This is a genomic window from Bacillus sp. FSL K6-2819 (genome assembly GCF_038008305.1).
In the GTDB taxonomy this organism is placed as follows: domain Bacteria; phylum Bacillota; class Bacilli; order Bacillales; family Bacillaceae; genus Bacillus; species Bacillus amyloliquefaciens.
The window spans coordinates 59,392-77,502 of sequence record NZ_JBBOYV010000001.1 but is presented as its reverse complement, the minus strand read 5'-3'; the positions used below and the strand labels follow the sequence as shown (position 1 = coordinate 77,502).

At 45.8% G+C, this 18,111-nt stretch carries 17 protein-coding genes and 2 tRNA genes; all 19 read right to left on the bottom strand.

The window, feature by feature from the left end:
• Positions 1-15 precede the first annotated feature (15 nt).
• Positions 16-555: a hypoxanthine phosphoribosyltransferase gene (gene hpt, locus MHH91_RS00415; protein ID WP_013350775.1), complete on the bottom strand. Its 540-nt coding sequence runs from the start codon at positions 553-555 to the stop codon at positions 16-18.
• Positions 552-1,970: a tRNA lysidine(34) synthetase TilS gene (gene tilS / locus MHH91_RS00410; protein WP_014469605.1), complete on the bottom strand. Its 1,419-nt coding sequence runs from the start codon at positions 1,968-1,970 to the stop codon at positions 552-554. The genes hpt and tilS overlap by 4 nt, the downstream gene beginning before the upstream one ends.
• A gap of 104 nt (positions 1,971-2,074) precedes the next feature.
• Positions 2,075-3,076, bottom strand: a complete 1,002-nt coding sequence (locus tag MHH91_RS00405; protein WP_013350773.1) for a protein kinase domain-containing protein — start codon at positions 3,074-3,076, stop codon at positions 2,075-2,077.
• Positions 3,042-3,779, bottom strand: coding sequence for a VWA domain-containing protein (locus tag MHH91_RS00400; RefSeq protein ID WP_013350772.1), 738 nt, complete (start codon positions 3,777-3,779; stop codon positions 3,042-3,044). Before MHH91_RS00400 ends, MHH91_RS00405 begins: the two co-directional genes overlap by 35 nt.
• 67 nt (positions 3,780-3,846) lie before the next feature.
• Positions 3,847-6,336, bottom strand: coding sequence for a stage II sporulation protein E (gene spoIIE, locus MHH91_RS00395; RefSeq protein ID WP_014469604.1), 2,490 nt, complete (start codon positions 6,334-6,336; stop codon positions 3,847-3,849).
• 210 nt (positions 6,337-6,546) lie between these two features.
• A tRNA-Glu gene (locus MHH91_RS00390) sits at positions 6,547-6,618 on the bottom strand.
• A 9-nt stretch (positions 6,619-6,627) separates the two neighbouring features.
• Positions 6,628-6,704: transfer RNA gene (locus tag MHH91_RS00385), tRNA-Met, on the bottom strand.
• A 154-nt stretch (positions 6,705-6,858) separates the two neighbouring features.
• Positions 6,859-7,245 carry a S1 domain-containing RNA-binding protein gene (locus MHH91_RS00380; RefSeq protein WP_004264630.1) on the bottom strand — a complete coding sequence of 129 codons (387 nt, stop codon included), beginning with the start codon at positions 7,243-7,245 and terminating at the stop codon, positions 6,859-6,861.
• An 80-nt stretch (positions 7,246-7,325) separates the two neighbouring features.
• Positions 7,326-7,703 carry a cell division protein DivIC gene (divIC, locus tag MHH91_RS00375; RefSeq protein ID WP_013350770.1) on the bottom strand — a complete coding sequence of 126 codons (378 nt, stop codon included), beginning with the start codon at positions 7,701-7,703 and terminating at the stop codon, positions 7,326-7,328.
• Between the two features lie 17 nt (positions 7,704-7,720).
• On the bottom strand, positions 7,721-8,356 hold the full coding sequence (gene yabQ / locus MHH91_RS00370; RefSeq protein WP_014469603.1) for a spore cortex biosynthesis protein YabQ: 636 nt from the start codon (positions 8,354-8,356) through the stop codon (positions 7,721-7,723).
• On the bottom strand, positions 8,353-8,655 hold the full coding sequence (yabP, locus tag MHH91_RS00365) for a sporulation protein YabP (protein WP_004264638.1): 303 nt from the start codon (positions 8,653-8,655) through the stop codon (positions 8,353-8,355). Before yabP ends, yabQ begins: the two co-directional genes overlap by 4 nt.
• Positions 8,656-8,733: 78 nt before the next feature.
• Positions 8,734-8,994, bottom strand: coding sequence for an RNA-binding S4 domain-containing protein (locus MHH91_RS00360; protein WP_007409934.1), 261 nt, complete (start codon positions 8,992-8,994; stop codon positions 8,734-8,736).
• A 1-nt stretch (position 8,995) separates the two neighbouring features.
• Positions 8,996-10,471 carry a nucleoside triphosphate pyrophosphohydrolase gene (gene mazG / locus MHH91_RS00355; protein ID WP_013350768.1) on the bottom strand — a complete coding sequence of 492 codons (1,476 nt, stop codon included), beginning with the start codon at positions 10,469-10,471 and terminating at the stop codon, positions 8,996-8,998.
• Positions 10,461-12,041, bottom strand: coding sequence for a putative polysaccharide biosynthesis protein (locus MHH91_RS00350; protein WP_013350767.1), 1,581 nt, complete (start codon positions 12,039-12,041; stop codon positions 10,461-10,463). The genes mazG and MHH91_RS00350 overlap by 11 nt, the downstream gene beginning before the upstream one ends.
• A 163-nt stretch (positions 12,042-12,204) precedes the next feature.
• On the bottom strand, positions 12,205-12,741 hold the full coding sequence (gene spoVT / locus MHH91_RS00345) for a stage V sporulation protein T (protein ID WP_013350766.1): 537 nt from the start codon (positions 12,739-12,741) through the stop codon (positions 12,205-12,207).
• Between the two features lie 136 nt (positions 12,742-12,877).
• The gene (gene mfd, locus MHH91_RS00340) at positions 12,878-16,411 is read right to left on the bottom strand and encodes a transcription-repair coupling factor (RefSeq protein WP_013350765.1); all 3,534 of its coding nucleotides are present in this window, start codon (positions 16,409-16,411) and stop codon (positions 12,878-12,880) included.
• A gap of 70 nt (positions 16,412-16,481) precedes the next feature.
• Positions 16,482-16,712 (bottom strand): anti-sigma-F factor Fin family protein, encoded by a 231-nt coding sequence (locus MHH91_RS00335; protein ID WP_013350764.1) that lies wholly within the window; start codon positions 16,710-16,712, stop codon positions 16,482-16,484.
• Positions 16,713-16,773: 61 nt separating this feature from the next.
• Complete coding sequence (pth, locus tag MHH91_RS00330; protein ID WP_013350763.1) at positions 16,774-17,340, bottom strand: aminoacyl-tRNA hydrolase; 567 nt, start codon at positions 17,338-17,340, stop codon at positions 16,774-16,776.
• Positions 17,341-17,424: 84 nt separating this feature from the next.
• Positions 17,425-18,033, bottom strand: a complete 609-nt coding sequence (locus tag MHH91_RS00325) for a 50S ribosomal protein L25/general stress protein Ctc (RefSeq protein ID WP_013350762.1) — start codon at positions 18,031-18,033, stop codon at positions 17,425-17,427.
• Positions 18,034-18,111: the final 78 nt, after the last annotated feature.

The window sequence follows — 18,111 nt, the reverse complement described above, 5'->3', positions numbered from 1 at the left end:
GAAGCAGGCAGCCGATCAGCTTTCATAAATCGCCGGTTTTAACACTCCGATGTAAGGCAGATTGCGATAGCGTTCGGCATAATCAAGTCCGTAACCCACAACAAACGCGTCAGGAACTTCAAAGCCTACGAAGTCTGCTTTAATGTCCGCTTTTCTTCCGCTTGGTTTATCCAACAGGGTAACAATCTTAATTGATTTCGCTTTACGATATCGGAAGAGTTCTACGAGATAGCTCAAGGTTAACCCACTGTCGATAATATCTTCAATGATTAAGATGTCCCGGCCTTCTACAGATGTATCCAAATCTTTGATGATTTTGACTTCTCCGGAAGAAACCGTGGAATTTCCGTAGCTTGATACATCCATGAAGTCCATTTCCAAATATGTATCAATATGCTTTATAAGATCAGCCATAAAAGGAAGCGCTCCCTTTAATACACCGATTGCCAACGGAAACGTGTCGCTGTACTCGCTTGTTAATTGTTCTCCAAGCTGTTTTACTTTCTGCTGGATCTCTTCTTCTGAAATCAGCACTTTTTCGATATCTTGTTTCATGTTAATGCTTGCCCCCTACACTTTTCATGCTGTCTATATTGTAATACAATGCGGTCACTGTTTGGAATCACAAGATCGTCAAAGATGGATTTTTTCAAGCCAGGCAGCCAGATAATTTCACCGCTTGCATCCGTTACAATCGGCCATACGTCCCGATCACGCAGAGGCAGTTTATGATCAATAAATATATCTTTTACCTTTTTCGAGCCATTCATCCCTTTAAGTTTGATCCGGTCACCGATTTTTCTCGTCCGGATTGTTAAAGGAAATTGCACCTTATTTCTGCTTGTCATAAAAACAGCATTCCCATTTGTGATATGAGGGTCAGCCTGATCGGCCACCTCTATCATAAAGCCGTTGGGCAGAACAGCAGTCTCGCCTTCCGCTCCTTGCAGCTGCAGCTCAAAGGGAACCTTTTCACATTGCCATTGTTCAAATGTAAACAAACATGTCTGATATGATTTGACCACCTTCAGCCCTTTCGGAAAATCAAGCACCCCAGAAGCGCTTCCGTTTTCTGCCCATTCAAGAAACTGCTGTATGTGGCGGGCGGAAAACGACGATGGAACGTTTTCATAAAGATAGTTTAATATTAGTTGAACTCCTCTTCTTTGTAAAGGTATCGGAAGGGCAAGCAATTGAGAGGAGCTGACTTCAACTGATGTGTCAGACTTGCTTGTAATAACCTTATTCATTCGTTCTTTCGTTAATGACTGCAAGTATTGTTCGTCTTCTGTCAGTGCTTCACTCACTTTTTGAAACATTTTATGAACGTCAGGTGATTCTTGTTTTAAAAAAGGAAGCACGGTCTTTCTGAATCTGTTTCTTGTATAATCGTCCTTTGTATTGCTCTCATCCGTTCTGTAGGACAGTCTTTCTTGACGGCAGTATTCAAGGATTTCATCCTTTGCCGCATAGAGGAAAGGCCTGATCAGCAAACCGGAAGCAAATTCGCGGACGGGCTGCATTCCCGCAAGCCCTGCCCCGAGCGTGCCTTTCGCAAGCCTCATGAGCATGGTCTCAACTTGATCATCTCCATGATGAGCCAACGCTAAAAACTTCGCTTGGTGCTTTGCCATCAGATCTTTGAAAAACTGATATCTGCAATCACGCGCGGCAGCCTGCTTGTTCAGCTTATTCTTCTTTGCGTATGCAGAAACATCAATCTGGACCGTTTCGCAGAGAATGTGTTCCGCCTCGCAGTATGACTGCACAAACTTCATATCTTCTTCAGATTCAGATCCTCTGAACTGATGGTCGACATGCGCCGCTATGATAACGGAGGACTTCCCGAAGTGCTTATTCAGCATACTGAGAAGCGCCATTGAATCTGGGCCTCCGGAGACCCCGGCAATAATCGTTTCCCCCTCCGCCTGAAGATGATATGTTTTGAAAAAATCTTCCACGCTTTTCACAATGTCCCCCTCACGATGAGCAGGTTTTTTAAAGATATACATATCCTATCACTTTCATTCCCTCCAAGCAAAGAAGAAGCATGAGCTCAGGCGTCCGGCCGGCATTAGATGAGAAAAAAGACGATGTAAGCGAAATAAAGGGCGAGAACGCTGATTAAAATGAGTGTTGTTTCAAATAAACCATTGTTTTTTGCGGGTTTTTGTTTAGGTTTATACCGGGTCTGAGAAACAGTGCCCTGCCGCGGTTTTGCTTGCGGCGGCTTAGGCTTTGCGGCATCCTTCCTTTTGCTCCCGATACACTGCCCCGCCGTCAGGATATCATGCTTCATGGCTTCCGCCGAAGGATATTGGCCGTTTAAAGCAGAAAACAGAACCTTCTTATACTTATTCAAAAACGGATGGCCTTCAATGATGGACCGAAGCTGCTCTTTCGGCTTGCCTGTCTTCTTGCACTCTTTCTTCTGAACACAGTGGATCATGATCATCGCTACAGCAAACAAGTCATAGGATGGTTCTGCTTTTCTTGTTCCATACCCCCAATAGCCCCTGTCGTAAAACTCCGTATACTCTTTAATTGCGCGGCCCTGTTTTGTCGTTCCCCCTACATCAATGCAGCGAATGGCAGCCGGAGGTCCGGTTACAATGAGGTTTTCCGGCTTGAGGTCGCCAAAGACCCATCCTTGCTGATGAAGGACTGACAGACTGGAAAGAAGCTGAACCATCAGCACCGGAATCCACTCTGTTCCCTTACTGCTGATATATTGCGGAAGAAGCGGCCCTTCTATGTACTCCATCACGTAAAAAGATACATTTTTATTCAGCTGCGGAATAAACGCATCGTCCGCATCAAAAAAAGAAGGCCCCATCGTTTGCGACCGGGCCTTTGAAAAGGATTTCAAGACATTCACTTCAGAGGTAACAGACATGCTGTCGCTGCTTATTTTCAAAGCGACATGTCCGCCTGATGCTTCTGCCAGATATACAATACCGTTAGCCCCTTTGCCAAGCTGTTTGAGCAATCTGTAGGATTTGCCGTTCCATTTGCCCTGAATTGCCGTCCCCGGTGCCAGACTACATGCCAAACTCGTCAAAGCGTCGTTCATCATCTGCCAACATGCTCCTTCTTGAGCGGATTCTCTCAAACTGCTGTGTCGCTTCCCGGATAGCGGGACCCGTAGGGGTGATTCCGCCGGTTGACAGCTTCGCAAAGAGTGCAGAAAGGGATTCAAGCTTCGGCGTCCAATTCAGCACAAGCTCAACTTCCTGGCTTTTCCCGGGAAATATACACATTGCAAATTCATTGTGTCCGGCCCGGGAATTTAAACTGATGGAAAGATCGATCAGCGCTTCTTTCACCGTCGGCAGTTTTGGCGCCATGCTGGCACTCGTATCAACCAGTACAAGCACTTGCAGATGAACCGTTTCGCCGAGCTCATCAACCACTTCCATCACTTCGCCGCGTTTTTCCGGAGAAAGCTCTTCCATTTCAACGTTTTTCCCTAAAATTTGTTTAAGCTCTTGATTGACGACACCCTGCAGTGTCTGGGTCATTGCTTTTTTCGTCACCATTTGAACCGTCTGAGACAATTGAGATGCATACACAACTTGGTGGACGCCGCCTCCGGCCATGGCGATGCCTTCAACTTCCTTCATTGCCTCTTGGTCAATCGCGTTTTCTTCCATAATTCCTATAACATTCACCGTAATCCCCTGCTCCTTGGCGAAAGCCGCCATTGCGATCGGGTCTTCGCCATGATTGGAGCAGCCATCTGTAATCAGCAGAACTTGATTTAAATGTCCCTTATTCACATACATTCCTCCCGGTGATACGATTAGTCCCATCTTCGCCAGAAGGAAAGTGATTTATACGAAAGGTTTAAGAAATCTCCTTATTATTTTGGAAAACTGCCGGCACAGGTATGGAAGCCCATTTCGGCGTATTATGATCAATCCGGACGACAACGACCGTCATGTCGTCTTCGATTTGGCCGGCACGCGTTCTGATGACCTCTTCCATTAATATATCAGCGATTTCCTGCGGGTCTTCGGTTTTTAGCCCTTTCATTTTCCGTTTCATCCACAGGTCGTGGTTTTCAACATGCTTCGGTCCTTCAAATATACCGTCACTCATCATGACAAGCAGATCACCCGCTTTTAACTGTTCACTTACGACTTCCACATCAAATTCATTGATAATGCCGATCGGCAGATTGCTGGCCTGCACTTTCATGACTTGATCTCCCCGCTTAATAAAACTCGGCGTTGAACCGACCTTCAAGAATTTGCAGCTTGCATCCTGAAGGTCGATGATAGAAAGATCAAGAGTTGAATAGATTTCGTCTGTCGTCCGTAAAGACAGAATACTGTTGATGGTTTTAATCGCTATCTTTTCATCAATACCGGATTCGAGAATTTTTTCAAGCAGTTTAATCGTTTCATTACTCTCATAATGAGCCCTCGCCCCATTGCCCATGCCGTCACTGATCGCGGCCGCATACTTTCTCGCGCCCAGTTCCATCATGCTGTAGCTGTCGCCGGAGACAAGACCGCCGCCTTTTGCCGCATGAGCCGCGCCTGTCGATACCCGGTAAGACTTGGTCGAACCGAACGCGACATGGCTGTAGCCATTTGGATGAGTCGAGTGCTGTTCGCTTTTGACAAGTATCTGCTCCTCAAGAATGTCAGACAGCATCGGGGCGATAATTTTCTCACTCTCACCGTGCCCCCCGCTGAACGGGATTGTCATTTCGATATCAATGTTGCCCTGCTCCAAGCTGTATATCTCGACATGCTGAATCTCGATTCCGAAATGCTGAAGCGCCTCTATCATTTGTTCTTCCTGTATAAAATGCTGCTCCCTTTCCCGTTTTATTTCCCGAGAAAAGTCCGCCATGACCTCAGAAACCCCCAACAGCTGCTCGGCAACAAGCCTTCTGCTGTCCTGGACTTTTCTTTTCAGCGTCAGATGGGCGTGATGGTGGGCAAGCTCGTCTTCAATCAGCTCTTCCACCTGTCTGGATTTGGAACAGTGCTGCTGAAACTCCTTTTTTAATCTGCGGTTTGAGGCATATTGTTTTTCTTCTGTTTCATGCATAACTTGTTTCATTAAATCATATGTTTTATCAAAGTTTTGAACCCAGCATTTGCTTTTCTTATAACAGGATTGGCAGGAATGCTCAGTAATTTTGCTTAAAAAGAGATCCACTTCCCCTTCTTCAGCCTGCTCATCGGAAGACGTCTGATGAAAGGTGGCAAAGCTCTCCGACAAGGCATGAAACACATTGGAGAACTGGTCTACTTTCTGGGCAGTGACATCTCTGATTTTCCTCGCGTACTGCTGCTGTTCCTGACTGTGCTCAGCAGTGCCCGGTATGTAGCGCGCCACCTTTTTCGTAATCGATTGGGGCGTAATTAAAAACAAGGCAACGGCAATTAACGATTCGTAAAGGGTGGTCATTAATCCGGCGGACCCTTCCCCATATAATGAAATCAGCAGTGAGCCGATCACTAATCCGACTGCGGCGCCGGCTTTCTTGCCTTCCTTCAGCAGTCCGCCAAGAAGTCCGGAAAACGCAAGCAGACTCATTTGATAGAGATTCCCGATATTCGCGAGCCCGAGAATCAGCCCGGTCACAACACCGACAGTACAGCCGATACTTGCTCCGCCGACAAAGGAAAAACTCAGCACGACATAGCGGGCCAGGATATGCTCGGCCTGCATTCCTTGAAATGAAACACCGGCAAGCCCGGTTAAAACGGATGCGATCAAGATCATAAAACAGATGATTTCTTCTATTTTTAATGATTGTTTCACTTTTTTGATCGTGAAGATCGGCAAGCTTTGCAAAAAGATCAGCGTCAAAATAAAGGCCAAGCCCGCCTCGACAACAGCCATCACATAATCATAGGTGGTAAAAGCGCCGCTTTCAAAATAAACAAAACCGATTCTCGCGGCAGCCATGGAGAAAAACACCACGATCGGCAGCATCTTCACCCGGTCCTGCATAATATATGTACCGATTTTTGAAAATAGAGTGAAGACGGCCAAAGCTGTCAGAATCAGCAAAGAGTGTTTCGGCGAAATGGTTAAAGCGCCCGCAAGTAACGACAGACAAGCATAGAAGGCTTTATCTCTTCTGATCAAAAGCATTGCTCCGAAAAACGGGAGCGCAAACGGAAGAACCTCAGATAATATGAAAGCCCGTCCAAGTAAAAAACCGATCACGACATAAATGAAACCCTTATAGAAAAAAAGTGAATGCGCTTGATGAACCGCAAGCTTTGCAGCCTTTTCAAAAAACGATTGCAGTTTTTCCAGAGCTTGTCCCGCCATCGGCCCGTTCACTCTTCTTTCCGCTTTTTCCATTGCTCTCATCCCCCACCTGTTTTATTCGTTGCTTGTCATTATAAATGAAAGCACAGATAGGATTTTGTCAAAAGAAGGTAACGATTTCAAAGAACTCTTCGACGCTTTCTCCCTTGTTCCCCTTTCCTCTCGTATTTCCTCCGACATTTCTCAAAAAGTTGTCTAAATATGAAAAAATCGGCTTCTGTAAAAGAAGCCGATTCGCTTGGATGACCCGTACGGGATTCGAACCCGTGTTACCGCCGTGAAAGGGCGGTGTCTTAACCGCTTGACCAACGGGCCAAATATATATGGTAGCGGCGGAGGGGATCGAACCCCCGACCTCACGGGTATGAACCGTACGCTCTAGCCAGCTGAGCTACACCGCCATATAAGTGCTTATAAGCACAAGTTATATAATACAAAGGTTTCTTCATTCCGTCAACAAAAATTATGAAGTTTTAATTTTCTGACTAAGAGGATAAATAAAAAAAGCATCCGCGGGATAGACGGATGCCCCATGTATTTATAGAAAGCAGCAAGTTATCCTCTTCTTGCTCCGCGCCCTCCACGTTTTGATTCCGTGTTTCGTTTTAAAGATGATAAGCGGTCTTCGCTATCTTTAAGAAACTTGTTCATTTTCTGTTCAAAAGATTCTTTCGGACGGAAATCATTTCTAGGTCTGGCTTGCGGACGGTCTTTAGCTTTTTTAATTGATAAACCAATTTTCCCGTCTTTTTCAACGTTGATGACTTTCACTTCAACTTGATCGCCGACTTTTAAATGTTCGTTAATGTCTTTCACATAATTATCGGCTACCTCACTGATATGAACGAGACCGGTTGAGCCTCCAGGCAATTCAACAAATGCTCCGAAATTTGTAATACCTGTTATTTTCCCTTGCAACTTGCTGCCAACTTCAATCGACATAAAAAAAGTGCTCCTCCTTAGGCTTATAAAAAGATCGTTTGTTTAATTATACCTAAATAAAAATTTAAGTGTCAACAAGGCTACTTGCTCTTCTTTTCTACATTAAAGAGAATCTCACCATTTCCTGACATAAACAAGTCTCTTCTGGCTAGCTCTGTGACGTAATCCTCATCCTTTAATTTGGAAATTTCATCTTTTAAATCAGCCTGTTTCCCGTTCAATTCTTTCACTTGTTTTTCCAGCTGAGCTTTCTTTTCTTCATTCGCGCTAAGGGAAGAGGTCTGTGACCACAGAGAACCCGCTAAGACAATAGCCGTCAACAACACAAGGGCGCCGAATACAATCAACCGTCTGAAAAGCCCTTTCCGCCTTCTTTTCATAAGCTGGGATTGCCGCTCAACCTGCTCTTTATAGTCGTTTTGAATTTCAGTTATTGTACGTTCTCTAGATAGATTCAAATCAGACGGCCCTCCTTTCACCTTTTCAAAATACGTATCATGGTCGATCTGATTGTTATGATTAGTTTCTTGCTCTTTTGTAAAAATCCTGCACTTTTTTGAAAATATCGTTTGAAAGTAAGACGCCACTTTTCAGGAAGAAGTTTCAATATTTGTTTCAACAGGAAGAACAGCGGATACAGCAAAAATGTTACGATCTTAAAAAGACATTTCACAAAAAAGGCAATCACCCGATAGGAGTATAAAGAAATAAACGTGATCAGCCCGATGAGCAGCTTAAATAGCAGGACCACCGGACGGAACAGCACGTGCTGAATGAGCTTTTTTGCGAATTGATAAAGAGACACCGCAAGATGAATGGCCAATTTCAGCATTTTTATATACATTCGTTTAAACAGACTTTGGTACGTCGCAATACCCAGTAAGACAGCCAAGAAAATGTATATCCTGAGTTCTCCTTCATTCACGTTGAGCAGCACATAGAAAAACAGCAGGCCTTGTACAATCCAAAAGAGAATATCATGAACGAATAACAGCCATCTGGCCGTTTTGGCGCGGCTGACAAACAGCCTGTATGTATCAAGCGACGCTCCGAGCCAGGCGCCCATACCGGTCATTGCCAGCATCGTATAAAATTGCGTCGTCAGCGTCATTTAAACAACTTGCTAAAAAACCCTTTAGCTTTATCCCCTTGCTGCTCGTCTAAATATACAAGGTCAAACACCCTGCCCTTTATAGATACAATCCCTTTTTCCACATCAAGGTTTTTCATCTGCAGATTCTCACCTCTGACGGAAAGCATTCCCATAACCGTTTCCAGCAAAAACTCTTCGTTATCAAAACTTTCCACATGCTTGACGCCCGAAATGTCTAAATGCTTTCTCCCTTTCATCGTTACATCATGCTGTTCCGGAACAGAAGAAGAACCTTTTTGCTCATAATATGAATTCATCTATTCAGCCCCCATATCCTCGATACTTTTAGCATTATTACTGCATTGTATGAGGCGGGAGCTTTGTTTAGAACAAGCCTATTCGCCGAGTTTTTCTTCTTTGACGATTGTATACATACCTGCGGCTTCTTCTTTTTTTGTTGTCTCTTTTAATTCATTTACCTTTACGGTGACAAGCTTTTGGCCGAAGCGGACCGTCAGTTCATCACCGGCTTTTACGTCTGAGCTGGCTTTCGCCTGATTCCCGTTAACGGTGATTCTCCCTTGATCGGCGACCTCTTTCGCCAATGTGCGGCGCTTAATTAATCTGGATACTTTTAAAAACTTATCAAGTCTCATATTAGAATCTCCTCTCCATTTCTTTTGCTTCATCCCACAATTTGTCCATTTCTTCAAGAGACATCCCGGTCAATTCAAGTCCCTTTGCTGCCGCTTCTTTTTCAATATAAGAAAAGCGTCTGCGGAATTTGTCATTTGTCATGGCGAGCGCTTCCTCAGGCTCAATTTTATAGTATCGGCCGATGTTGACCAATGCAAATAAAACATCGCCGAATTCAGCTTTCAGGCTTACTTCATCTGCAGATTCAGCAGAAGCCTCCGCAGAAAATTCCTTCAGTTCTTCATTCACTTTGTCCCATATATCCTGAACATCATCCCAGTCAAAGCCGGTTTTTGCGGCTTTTTTCTGAAGCTTGGCCGCTTTTGCAAGAGAAGGCAGTGTTTTCGGTACGGAATCCAGCAGCGAAGAGGATGTTGTTTGTTTTTCCGCCTTTTTGATTTCTTCCCAGTTGGCGACGACATCATGTTCATCCTGAACCTTAACATCCTTAAACACGTGCGGGTGCCGTCTGACCATCTTCGCACTGATGTCTCTGATGACATCATCAATTGAGAAATATCCCTCGTCTTCTCCGATCTGAGCGTGAAGCATAACCTGAAGCATGACGTCCCCGAGTTCTTCTATCATGTGATCCGTGTCCTCTTCGTCAATGGCCTCGAGCAGTTCGTAGCATTCCTCAATCATATATTTCTTTAATGACTGGTGTGTCTGCTTTTGATCCCACGGACAGCCGTTCGGCCCGCGAAGCTCACGAATAATTCTTCGGAATGCAGAAAATTCTTGGTAAAGGAGCTCTTCTTTTCTAATCGGCGGAACATACACACTTGTTAAGTTATTTATGCCGACATTGCGGTCAAGCTCAAACAAAGGCACCTTGGTGATCTTTTCTTCCTTGCTTCCTGCTGCCGTTACGATGACCACTTCATAGTCGTCAGGCAATTTCTCCATGAGTGTCAGCTTGACCTCAGAGGCTGTCATCTGGTCATAAACCTGGCAAATGATCAGGTGATGGCGGAGTTCAAGCTCATCCGGCGTCATTGTTTGCGCATCCGTAAATTGAAATCCTTCAATCGGGTCAATTCGCAGTGCGTTGAAGGTGGCGTCCAGAAAGCTTTGCCCCCCGGCGGTGTGAACGGCTGCGTGTTGTTCTTCCCGGCGTTCAAATAACAGCTGAACGGTTTTCTCGGCGACAAACGGATGGCCGGGCACTGCGTAGACGACATCCTCCTGCTTCGCTTTTTCAAACAGAATGTCAGTGATCTCTTCATAGACCGCTTCAAACTGATCATGTTTTTCATAAATATCATCAAAATACCGGATGTCCGCTGCAGCCTCCTGCTCTAATTCTGGAATCAAAGGGTGGTCTTTCGTTCGTATATATAGATGCTTCGCCTGAGTCAGCAGCTTATGTACGCCCACTGTCAGCTGATCCATGTCTCCGGCGCCGAGGCCGACGACCGTAATGTTACCTGCCATATTTTTCTCTCCTCTTATTCAATTTGCTTAAAGTACTGCCGAAAGGAAGGCTGCTCAGCTCTTCGTCCGTAAATATTTTCATTCTTATCATACAATAAATAAACAAAAGCCCTCCGATGACTGACGCAGATAAACTTTCACCTGCAGCTCCCGCCCTGCTGACGGGTACACATAACTGCCAAACCTTCATATATGCGAGCAGAAAAGAGACCATCAGCAGACTGCATCCGCATAGACGGGCAAAAACGCCGCCGAGATTCGTCAGCCAGCCCTTCGACCAAATTCTCTGCAGGTTCAGGCACGCGGCTGCGGCAAATGCCAAGACGGTCGCCAGCGCCGCTCCTGTAATACCCCAGCCCGGAACCAGCCAAACATTCAGCACCCATTTCAGCGCACCTCCCGCCAAGACGGACACGGCGGGAAAAACGGTATGTCCCGCTCCTTGAAGGATCGCGGCTGCCGTAAGCGCAATCGAAGCAAAAAAGATAGATAAGCTGAATATTTGTAAGGTCTGCGTCCCCTCGCTGTTTTGGAAAAGCATGATATTCACCGGATCTAAAATGCAAAAAAGTCCGGCCGCCGCGCCGATCCCTACCGCAAGGCAGAGCTTAACGGCAGATGTCGCTTTCTCTTTTATGATAAACGGCTTGTTCTCATGCACCGCTTTTGAAATTGAGGGAACCAGGGACGCGGCGATACTGACGGCGAACACCGTTCCCAGCTGAAGGAGCGGCTGTCCGCGGTCGTATATGCCTTTCAGCTGTTTCGCAGCATGGCTCCCTGTCCCGTCTGAAAGCAGGGAATATAAGTTTAAGGCGTCTACGAGCTGAATCAACAGCATCAATACACTGCTGATACAGATGGTGACTGAATAAAGCAGCAGCTTTTTCACAATGACGCCTGTTTCGATATGCCCGCCGTCCGTCTTTGTGTCTTTCCGCTTGTACCAGAATACAGCCAATACACAAAGGGCCGCCAAGCTTCCGGCAAGTGACCCCGAGGCAGCGCCCGCACCCGCCGCGTATAATGAGCGGCCGCTTTTCAAAAGCCAAAAGGATAAACCGAGAAGCACCGCCACACGAAGAAGCTGTTCCGTAATCTGGGATAAGGCTGACGGCATCATATCATGCACGCCTTGGAAATACCCCCGGAAAATCGCTGTGAACGGAAACAATACAAAAGCGAACGCGGCGACCCGTATCAGCATCACAAGGCGGGCGTCACCCATAAAACCGGCCAACGACGCCGCACCGGCATACATGAGCGCAAACAGAACAAGTCCGGCCGCCGTGACATAAAAGGCGGAAATTTTCATTATTTTTTGTTTATGATCGCTATAATCGTTCATTAATTTCGAGATGATTACCGGAAATCCGGATGTTGACAGCATTACCGCGATCCCTAAAAACGGATACACCTGCTGATAAATGTAAAATCCGACGTCACCGACAATATTCTGAAAAGGAACCCTGTACACGGCGCTTAATATCTTCGTCACGATCCCCGCAACGACGAGCACAAAAGCACCTTTCCATGCTGATTGCCGTTTGGCGCCAACTGAATCGTTCATCCAAAAGCTCCTTCCAGCCGCTAGAAAATTACGTCTATAAAACGAGCTTATTATATCACAATCCTAACGGCCGGCGGACCGATAGAGAGCACATATGAAAAAGAACAGCACTGTTTAAGAGCTGTTCTTTCCCCGTTTCTTATTTCAATAATGGTAATAAGACCTACTGTTCCATTTGTCTCGCCAAAAAACTGGCTGCCGTTTCTACCGCTTTATGTTCTACTTCTCCAAGAGCCTGTTCCTTAGAAAAAATGACCACGGCACCGATAGGATCGCCATTCGCCACGATAGGAGCAATTGTATAGGAGCTCATATCTTCTTCAATGTCATTAACAAGCTGTGCGGACTTCACATCGTTTTCTAACACTGAGCTGCGCTGATCCATCGTTTTTTCGAGCAAATCGCTGATGGATTTGTTCAGAAATTCTTTTTTCGAACTGCCTGAAACGGCAATATACACGTCACGGTCGCAAATCAAGACGGAATGGCCGAGACTGTCATACAATGCATCTGCATACTCTTTCGCAAAATCGCCAAGCTCACTGATAGGAGAATATTTTTTCAATATAACTTCTCCGTCGCGGTCAACGAATATTTCAAGCGGGTCTCCTTCCCTGATTCGCAGTGTTCTCCGAATTTCTTTAGGAATGACGACCCGTCCTAGATCATCAATACGACGTACGATACCTGTAGCTTTCATCTCTCTGGTGCCTCTCTTTCATGTGATGATATTTAAGGGAAAGTACTAAAGTTCTCTACTTTATGTAGCTTCCGCCACTCGCTTGAAATTAGTATCCGTCACATCAAATGTAATATACACCAGAGAGTAACAATTTTTATGAAGACGCGATTGTTTCTTTCTTCACGCCCTGAAGGCCTTTCAGCATGCCGAGTACGGTCTCCAGCCACTCTTCCGTTTTGCGGCCTTTCGTCTGTACTGAGATTTTCAGCTTTTTCCCTTCCATTCCCAGTCCGATTTGCCGGCCGTATTTATTGCCGAGTTCGAACAATTTCTGTCCGTCAATCTGTGCACTGGCCTCTTCCGAAATGGTAAATCTGACTGCGTCCTTATCCTGCTTGATGAGTTCGACGCGTTCATATTTTCCGTACACCTTCATCTCTGCAACTGTAAACAGCCATTCAACTTCTTTCGGGTAACTGCCGAACCTGTCGATGATTTCATCTTGAAGCTCGTTTTTCTCCTCAATTGTAGTGATTGATCTGAAGCGTTTATACATATCGATTTTTTGCTTGCCGTCTTGTATATAGTTTTCAGGGATATATGCGTCAAGCTCGATGTCGATTTCCGTCTCAAACTGTTCGATTTTTGGTGTATCGCCTTTTCGCTCTTCAATCGCTTCCTTGAGCATCTGCGAGTACAGGTCAAAACCGACTGAGTCGATGAAACCGTGCTGCTGGGCGCCGAGGAGATTCCCCGCTCCCCTGATCGTCAAGTCACGCATGGCAATTTTAAAGCCTGAACCAAGCTCGGTAAATTCTTTAATCGCCTGCAGCCGTTTTTCCGCCACCTCAGTAAGCACTTTGTCTCTGCGATACGTAAAATAGGCGTAAGCGACGCGGTTGGAACGGCCAACCCGTCCTCTCAGCTGATACAGCTGAGACAGCCCCATTTTGTCTCCGTCAAACACGATTAAGGTATTGACGTTTGGTATGTCTACGCCTGTCTCAATAATGGTCGTGCTGACAAGGACGTCTGATTCCCCTTCCAGAAAATTAAGCATGACGCTTTCCAATTCATTTTCGGTCATTTTCCCGTGGGCGTACGCCACCTTCGCATCAGGAACGAGCATGGAAATTTCGTCAGCCTTCCGCTCAATGTCATCCACGCGGTTGTATAAGAAATATACTTGCCCTCCGCGCGCCAGTTCTCTTTCGATGGCTTCTCTTACAAGCGCCCCGTTGTATTCCACGACATACGTCTGGACAGGAAAACGGTTTTCCGGCGGCGTTTCAATAACAGATAAGTCCCGCACACCGAGCATGGACATATGAAGGGTACGAGGAATCGGAGTCGCCGTCAGAGTCAGCACATCAACATTGGCTTTGATCTGTTTGATTTTTTCCTTATGTGTGACGCCGAACCGCTGCTCTTCGTCGATTATGAGCAAGCCGAGATCTTTATAGACGACATCTTTAGATAAAAGCCTGTGGGTTCCGATCACGATATCTACCGTTCCGTTTTTCAGGCCTTTGATGGTCTCATTGGATTCTTTTCTCGTTCTGAACCGGCTGAGAAGACCGATGTTAATCGGGTAGTCTTGGAAACGTTCCATAATGGTTTCGTAATGCTGCTGTGCGAGTATCGTCGTCGGCACAAGCAGCGCGACCTGCTTCCCGTCGGCGATCGCTTTAAAGGCCGCACGGATGGCTACCTCTGTCTTACCGTAACCGACGTCCCCGCAAAGCAAGCGGTCCATCGGGCGCTCTCTTTCCATATCCTTTTTAATTTCCTGAATGGAACGGAGCTGGTCGTCTGTTTCCTGATAAGGGAAAGCAGCCTCGAACTGCCGCTGCATTTCATGATCAGGCGAGAAAGCATAGCCTTTGCTTGCTTCGCGTTCCGCATAAAGCTTAATCAGATCATCGGCGATGTCCTGAACGGAATTTTCGACTTTTTTCTTAACCCGTTTCCATTCACTGCCGCCCAGTTTATAAAGCTTCGGTTCTTTTCCTTCAGAGCCGACGTACTTCTGCACCTGGTCGATTTGCTCTACCGGGACGTACAGCTTATCGCTGCCCTGATAGTGAATATTGAGGTAATCTTTATGAATGCCCTTGATTTCAAGTGTTTCGATCCCCAAATACTTACCGATCCCGTGATTGACGTGGACGACATAGTCACCGACTTGAAGCTCGGAATAGCTTTTGATCCGTTCGGCATTTGTCAGCTTCTGCTTTCTCGGCTTCTTCTTGATTCGGTTTTTGAACAGCTCTTCCTCTGTAATGACGGCCAGCTTCATCAGCGGCAGTTCAAAACCGGATTGCAGTTCGCCTTCCATGACATAGACCTGTCCTTGCACAAGCGCTTTGGAGCTGTCCGTTTTTGCGGCTTCAATTTCGTAATCAGCCAGCACGGATGCCAATCTGTCGGTTCTGTCCTTATTTGCCCCTAAAAAGACAACGGTGAAGTTTGATTTTTTAAAGCGCTCCATTTCACCGGTAAGCACATTCATCTGTCCGTGAAAATTCTGCATCTGCCGGCTTGTCACATTCACGATGTTTTGAGGGCTTGTATGCTGAACATGACGCAAAAATAATGAGAAATAAATTGCCGGACGCCGCTTTTGGCCCATAAGCTCCTGAAAGCTGAAGGATAAGTTAATGTCATGCAGAATTTTCCCTTCCTCCAGCAGACTTGTCGTAAATTCGGCCTCTTCTTTTTGGAGCTGATCCTCCATTTCATGAATGCGGCTGACCTCGTCTAACACTAACAAGGTGTCTGACGGGGTATAATCTAGCAAACTAGCAGGTTTTTCGTAAAAGTACGAGAGATACTTCACAAGTTCCTGATCAGTCTGTCCCGTTGATAATCGTTCTTTATCATGTGAGATGTTGATATGAAGCATTTCTTTTTGTTTGTCCTGCTTCAGCTTTTTCAGACTGTCGGCAAGCCCTTTATCGAGCCTATCCATCGCGCGGGCTTTTTCTTCCGCCCGGATGATCAGTTCCTTCGCCGGTCCGATCGCCACCGTTTTGAGCGTCTCAATTGATCTCTGGTCATCAGAGTTAAAGCTTCTGATGGAGTCGACCTCCGTATCAAACAGCTCAATTCGCACCGGATGCTCTGATGTCAGCGGATAAATGTCGATAATTCCGCCGCGAATACTGAATTCACCGGGTGCAGAAACCATATCGGAACGCTCATACCCTACCTCAACAAGGCGGGCAGACAGCTGATCCGGTTCTATATCGTCTCCAAGCGAAATGACGATTTGGCTGCTTTTCCACAGCTCCTTCGGCGGAAGCATTCTTCTCACTGCCGCAACGGGCGCCACAACGACCGGGGCTTCTCCGTTTGTTAATCTATTAATGACATCGAGCCGCTGAGCCCGCAGTTCAGGACTGGCTACAGCAATTTCTGAAGAAATCAATTCATTTACGGGGTATAGAAAAACAGATTGATCCCCGAGAAGCGCCGTCAGATCTTCTGTCACTTTTTGGGCCTGATATAAATTATGGGTGATAAAGAAAATCGGCCTTTTCGTTTCCTGTGCAAGGGCGGAGGTAAAAACAGAACGCGCGGAACCTGACAGACCCGCAAGCAGCTGTTCCTTCAGCCCCTCATGTAAACCGTTAACAATGGATTTAAAATCATCGCTTTCTTTAATAAAGGTTTGAATATTGTCCATATGGGCCCCTCCTCTCTGTTTTCTGCAAGAACAGAAAAACGCTTTGGTCTAGAATCTACACCAAAGCTTCTTATTGAATAAATGTGTTGTGTTCATGGTAGTGCGGATTCCGTTCCAGCGCCTCTTGGCAGTCTTCACAAATTGTAAGAACATGGAGATCTCCATTGTCTTTATATGAAATCATATCGTTTCTTTCCTCATTTGTTAAGTGCTGAAATCCAAGTGACTGTGTCGGCACCGTCGTATATTCCAGGCTCCCTACCTTAATACCGCAGTGGCGGCAGAAATAATGCAAAGCCATACATTGGACCTCCTGATGTGAAAAAATCATTTTTCCCTAGTATGGTCTCCCATTATTTATCTTATACATTTGCGTTGAATTCGTTCATAACTTCTAAAAATGGTTTCGTTAAGGAAGCTTCGCAGGCTTTTACCGTTTTTGAGACAGCATCATTGATATGCGGCGCTTCTTCTTTCGTAAAAGCTCCCAGCACATAGTCAACGACTTTCATCCCGTTGGCGGGACGGCCGATTCCGATTCTGACCCGGTCAAATTCAGGGGTTCCAAGGTGCTGAATAAGTGATTTAATTCCGTTGTGTCCGCCTGCGCTCCCCTTCGTCCGGAGTCTGATTTTCCCCGTAGGAAGATCAAGGTCATCGTATATGACTTTCAAATCTTCATGGTCGGCATCATAATAATCCAACAGCGGCCGCAAACATTCTCCTGATAAATTCATATATGTAAGCGGTTTAACAAGTAGAACTTTTTTTCCGGAAACAAAACCCATTCCGTAAAGTCCGTTGAATTTCGTTTTATTCAGTTCAATATTCCATTCTTTAGAAAGCTCGTCAATGGCCATAAAGCCGACATTGTGTCTCGTGTTCTCATAGGTTTTCCCCGGGTTACCCAGACCGGCAATCACAAGCATCGTAAATCCTCCCTCAACATCGCTGTAATTCTTCTCATTCTAGCACAAAAGACGTAACCTCGGGCGGGTTACGTCTTAAAGCACTTATTGATTTTCTCCTTCGGGCTCTTCCTCAGGAGATGGTTCTGCATCTTCTTCGAATGCTTCCTGCTTAGGAGGAAGGATGGAAGCCACGACTTCTTCCGGATCGTTCGTAAATGTATAATTGCCGTCAGCAGTCAGATCCGCGATGGTCAGCACATCATTCATTTCCAGTCCGGAAATATCAACATCGATTGTCTGAGGGATGTCCTTCGGTTTAGCCTTAATCGAAAGCTCATGCAGCGGCTGCTGGATGATACCTCCGTCTTTGACTCCTTTCGCCTCTCCCGTCAGCTGAATCGGCACCTCAGCCTCCAGCTCTTCACTCATATTCACGACTTGAAAATCGGCGTGCGTCAATTCGTTTTTGAGCGGGTCTGTCTGAAGCTCAGTCACCATAACCGATTGCTGATTTCCGTTGACATCAATTGTGATAATCGTGTTTTTTCCTTCGTCCCGCAATGTTTTAAGCAATTCGACACTGTCTAAAGAGACAGGTGTATTCGTTGTTTCTTTACCGTATATAATCCCCGGAACGTGTCCTGAATGACGGATTTTCCGAAGCGTCGAACGTTTAAAATCTGTTCTTTCATTTGCTTTTAAAGTTGCCATATTCAGCACCATCCTAATTATCGTTTTATCGTCCTATTAGAACAATACCCACGATAGCCGGAATTTAAACCTTAAACT

Coding starts and splice junctions, on each gene's coding strand:
- hpt (WP_013350775.1), bottom strand. CDS start 555: ATGAAACAAGATATCGAAAAAGTGCTGATTTCAGAAGAAGAGATCCAG.
- MHH91_RS00405 (WP_013350773.1), bottom strand. CDS start 3,076: ATGATGAACGACGCTTTGACGAGTTTGGCATGTAGTCTGGCACCGGGG.
- spoIIE (WP_014469604.1), bottom strand. CDS start 6,336: ATGGAAAAAGCGGAAAGAAGAGTGAACGGGCCGATGGCGGGACAAGCT.
- MHH91_RS00380 (WP_004264630.1), bottom strand. CDS start 7,245: ATGTCGATTGAAGTTGGCAGCAAGTTGCAAGGGAAAATAACAGGTATT.
- yabQ (WP_014469603.1), bottom strand. CDS start 8,356: ATGACGCTGACGACGCAATTTTATACGATGCTGGCAATGACCGGTATG.
- yabP (WP_004264638.1), bottom strand. CDS start 8,655: ATGAATTCATATTATGAGCAAAAAGGTTCTTCTTCTGTTCCGGAACAG.
- MHH91_RS00360 (WP_007409934.1), bottom strand. CDS start 8,994: ATGAGACTTGATAAGTTTTTAAAAGTATCCAGATTAATTAAGCGCCGC.
- mazG (WP_013350768.1), bottom strand. CDS start 10,471: ATGGCAGGTAACATTACGGTCGTCGGCCTCGGCGCCGGAGACATGGAT.
- MHH91_RS00350 (WP_013350767.1), bottom strand. CDS start 12,041: ATGAACGATTCAGTTGGCGCCAAACGGCAATCAGCATGGAAAGGTGCT.
- spoVT (WP_013350766.1), bottom strand. CDS start 12,741: ATGAAAGCTACAGGTATCGTACGTCGTATTGATGATCTAGGACGGGTC.
- mfd (WP_013350765.1), bottom strand. CDS start 16,411: ATGGACAATATTCAAACCTTTATTAAAGAAAGCGATGATTTTAAATCC.
- MHH91_RS00335 (WP_013350764.1), bottom strand. CDS start 16,712: ATGGCTTTGCATTATTTCTGCCGCCACTGCGGTATTAAGGTAGGGAGC.
- pth (WP_013350763.1), bottom strand. CDS start 17,340: ATGCTTGTGATTGCCGGTCTGGGTAACCCGGGGAAAACCTATGAGAAC.
- MHH91_RS00325 (WP_013350762.1), bottom strand. CDS start 18,033: ATGGCAACTTTAAAAGCAAATGAAAGAACAGATTTTAAACGTTCGACG.